The 1,651-nt window shown below is 66.9% G+C and carries 2 protein-coding genes; both read left to right on the forward strand.

Annotation, left to right across the window (positions count from 1 at the left end; genetic code table 11):
* Nucleotides 1-244: 244 nt before the first annotated feature.
* On the forward strand, nucleotides 245-895 hold the full coding sequence (locus QZ326_RS13230) for a TVP38/TMEM64 family protein (RefSeq protein ID WP_295746125.1): 651 nt from the start codon (nucleotides 245-247) through the stop codon (nucleotides 893-895).
* Between the two features lie 225 nt (nucleotides 896-1,120).
* A partial coding sequence (locus QZ326_RS13235; RefSeq protein ID WP_295746128.1) for an RluA family pseudouridine synthase occupies nucleotides 1,121-1,651 on the forward strand: 531 nt, incomplete at its 3' end.

The following is a 1,651-nucleotide window of genomic DNA, read 5'->3' on the forward strand; positions in this document are numbered from 1 at the left end:
TGGAGCCGTAATAGGATTTCCAGTTCAAGCGCGCGAACCGTTTTTGGCCGCGTTCTGCGGCCCGTCCAAAGAACGGCATTCTTTGGCTTGAGAATTTTCGTACAAACCCGCCGGCAAGCGCCTCACAGAACGGGCGCGGTGTCCCAAATGGTGACGCCGCGCCCGCTTTGTGCATGGCGGCGGGGCGGGGCGGGGGCTATCATACCCACAGCAAACCCTGCGTAAAGGAGTCGGATCTGCCGCTGTGAAACCGAACAAGCACTGGATCAAATACCTGCCCCTGGCGCTGATGCTGGCCTGTGCCGCGCTGTTTCTCCTGGCGGGCGCCGGCCTGGGGACGGAGGACCTTCTCCGCTGGTCCCCCGCCGACCCCTGGCTGGCGGCCCTGTTTCTGGTGGTGCTGTACGGGGTGAAGAGCATGACGGTGTTCTTCCCCCTGGCGGCGCTGTACCTGGCGGGCGGACTGCTGTTCCCCCTGCCGGCGGCCCTGGCGGTCAACCTGACCGGGCTGACGGTGTGCGCCGCGGCGCCCTACCTGGTCGGCCGCTGCTCGGCGGCGGACACCCTGGCGCGCCTGCGGGAGAAATACCCCAAGCTGTCCGCCCTGGAGGGGCTGCGGCGGGAGAACCATTTCCTCTTCGCCGTGCTGGCCCGGTCGGTGGGCGTCCTGCCTGGGGACGTGGTGAGCCTCTACTTCGGGGCGGTGCGCGTGCCCTTTCTCCCCTACCTGGCCGGGAGCCTGCTGGGGCTGGCCCCCACCATGGCGGCGGTGAGCATCATGGGCAGCAGCTCCCCCTTCTCCCCGGCCTTTCTCATCGCGGGGGGCTGTGATCTGGTCCTCGCCGCCGGCTCTCTGCTCATCTGCCGGCGGATGCTGCGGATGCGGGAGAAGTAGGGCAGCCATACTTTTTCTTGAAAGAAAAAGTATCAAAAAGAACTTTGTTTCGGGCCTGGGCCCACTGCTGTTCCCAGATTTCCGCCCGGTGACGAGCATATACGCTTCATTACGCACAGCCGCCTTCCCAGGATTTCCTGGAGAAGGCGGCATTCTACATATTGAAAACCCGCAGTTCTTGTTGTATACTATAGGCAAGGTTTTCAGCGGGGGGAGGCGACGGGCGTGGAGCTGCTGGTGAAGCCGGAGCAGGCCGGGCGGACGGTCAAAAGCCTGCTGAAGGGGGAGCTGGGCCTCTCCACCGCCCGCATCGCCCGCCTGAAGCGGACGGAGACCGGGCTGACGGTCAACGGCGTCCGGGTGTTCACCAGCGCGGTGCTGCGCGCCGGCGACCGGCTGGCGGTGGACCTGCCGGCGGCGGAGCGGCCCACCGCCGTCCGTCCGGCGGCCATGGAGCTGGACGTCCGCTGGGAGGACGAGCACCTGCTCATCCTGAACAAGAGCGCGCCCCTGGCGGTGATCCCCTCCTCCCTCTCCCCCGGCGAACCCACGCTGGCGGAGGGGCTGGCCCACTACCTGGGCCCGGGCTTCTCCTTTCACCCGGTAAACCGGCTGGACCGGGGCACCACGGGCCTCATGGCCGTGGCCAAAAACGGCTGGGTACACGACATCCTGCGCCGCCAACTCCACAGCGGGGCTTTCTCCCGGCGGTATCTGGCCATCTGCGTGGGTGTGCCCCAGCCCCCGTCAGGGACG

Source organism: uncultured Oscillibacter sp. (genome assembly GCF_910587525.1).
Classification (GTDB): domain Bacteria; phylum Bacillota; class Clostridia; order Oscillospirales; family Oscillospiraceae; genus Oscillibacter.